General features: G+C 58.6%; 3 protein-coding genes and 1 pseudogene. 3 read left to right on the forward strand and 1 reads right to left on the reverse strand.

Translation table 11 applies throughout. The annotated features are described in order from the left end of the window. Positions 1–299: pseudogene (locus DBR18_RS28985) on the forward strand (phage antirepressor protein); the annotation flags it as partial. Here DBR18_RS28985 and DBR18_RS09665 read toward each other — a convergent pair. Next, complete coding sequence (locus DBR18_RS09665) at positions 294–563, reverse strand: HigA family addiction module antitoxin (protein ID WP_108590160.1); 270 nt, start codon at positions 561–563, stop codon at positions 294–296. The pseudogene DBR18_RS28985 and the gene DBR18_RS09665 sit on opposite strands and share 6 nt — an antisense overlap. A gap of 202 nt (positions 564–765) precedes the next feature. On the opposite strand from DBR18_RS09665, the gene DBR18_RS09670 reads away from it, so the two are divergent. Both DBR18_RS09670 and DBR18_RS09675 read left to right on the forward strand, forming a co-directional pair. Next, complete coding sequence (locus DBR18_RS09670) at positions 766–963, forward strand: hypothetical protein (protein WP_108590161.1); 198 nt, start codon at positions 766–768, stop codon at positions 961–963. Between the two features lie 142 nt (positions 964–1,105). Next, positions 1,106–1,728 (forward strand): magnesium chelatase domain-containing protein (locus DBR18_RS09675; RefSeq protein ID WP_305891532.1); only part of this gene is annotated, 623 nt, incomplete at its 3' end.

A 1,728-nucleotide genomic window follows, 5' to 3' on the forward strand; every position in this document is an offset into this window, starting at 1 on the left:
CACACCTTCACCCGCCACAAACTCCCCCTCCACGCCCTCCTCATCCAGAACCAACCCTGGTTCTGCGCCCGAGACCTGAGCCGCCTGCTGCGCATCTACCTCAACGAACGCATGCTGCGAAAACTCGACCCCGACCAATAAGTTGGCCGGATATGACGTTGAGTTTGTTGCACTGGAATAATCAGTCGTGGATACGGTTACAAGATGTGCCGCTGATGATGGTGGAACGGGAACAGACCAAGCGCCCAATGGCGGGGCCATGGTGGAAAAGAGCTTCGCGGATGCTGCAATCGCTATAAACCCGCATCCCGGAGCTGGGCCCTGCGCAAATCGTAAGTCGATTGGAGATTCATCCAGAACTCTGGCGTAGTGTTGAGATGAGTGGCAAGGCTGATTGCCAAATCGGCGCAGATCCTGAGCTGGCATTTCACAAGCTTTTCGATCTCGGTTTCAGGCCAGTTCGTGGGCATGGCCAGGTCCATGACAGTCATGCCCAACGGTTCCATGAATTCCTTATTCAAAACCTCGCCCGGATGAATCGGGCGCATACCATTGCGGTCCATTTTTCGCCTCCAGGGGCTGCGGTGAGCGGTCAAGCTGGAGCATCCGATTCAGGAAAACAAGACCATCAATACCGTCTCGCCGGCGTCCTACAACTATTAGGGCACAGCCCTACAAAAATTAGCGTTTGCGCCTGATTACGCGGCCTTTCCTCCTTGTATTACGGTGACCAGAAGCACCCGTCACCCAAAAATCGAGGCTTTAATGAAAGACAAAAAGAGAAGGGCAAAGCTGCAGGAGATTGTTGGATATCACACTGAAGCACTTCGGTTAGCCGGAGGTATTTCAGCTAATCAGCGTCGTTTTATTGAGGTAGCGGCCAAGTACGGTAAGGAACTCGAACCGGAGGGTTGGCTGGCCGGGGGAGGAAGCCAGGTAAAAAATCTCGAAGAGGAAAACTAAAGGCCCCTACTGAGCTTGGGAGAAGAACTTGGCAACATCCAGTGAAGGTTTGCCCTCGCATCCGCACCACTTGGACTCGCTCTCCCAACTACCCTTAAAAAACCCGCAGGAAGCGGCCCCCGACCCACCTCAAGGAACGACCATGTCCCTCTCCATCGTCCACAGTCGCGCCCAGATAGGCGTGGAAGCCCCCGCTGTTACCGTCGAAGTCCATCTGGCCAACGGTCTGCCGTCGCTGACCATGGTCGGGCTGCCCGAGGCGGCGGTGAAGGAGAGCAAGGACCGGGTGCGCAGCGCGATCATCAATTCCGGGCTGCAGTTTCCGGCGCGGCGGATCACCTTGAATCTGGCGCCGGCGGATTTGCCCAAGGATGGCGGGCGCTTTGATCTGGCGATTGCCTTGGGGATTCTGTCGGCGAGTGTGCAGGTGCCGTGTCTGACGCTGGATGATGTGGAGTGTCTGGGTGAACTGGCGTTGTCCGGCGCCGTGCGGCCAGTGCGCGGGGTGTTGCCGGCGGCGCTGGCGGCGCGCAAGGCCGGGCGGGCACTGGTGGTGCCGCGGGCGAATGCCGAGGAGGCTTGCCTGGCGTCGGGGTTGAAAGTGTTTGCGGTGGATCATCTGCTCGAGGCGGTGGCGCATTTCAACGGGCACACGCCGGTTGAGCCTTATGTGTCGGACGGTCTGATCCATGCCGCCCGGCCCTATCCCGACCTCAATGAGGTGCAGGGCCAGCTCGCGGCGAAGCGAGCGTTGCTGATTGCGGC

The sequence above is a fragment of the Pseudomonas sp. HMWF021 genome (assembly GCF_003061005.1).
Taxonomy (GTDB): Bacteria; Pseudomonadota; Gammaproteobacteria; order Pseudomonadales; family Pseudomonadaceae; genus Aquipseudomonas.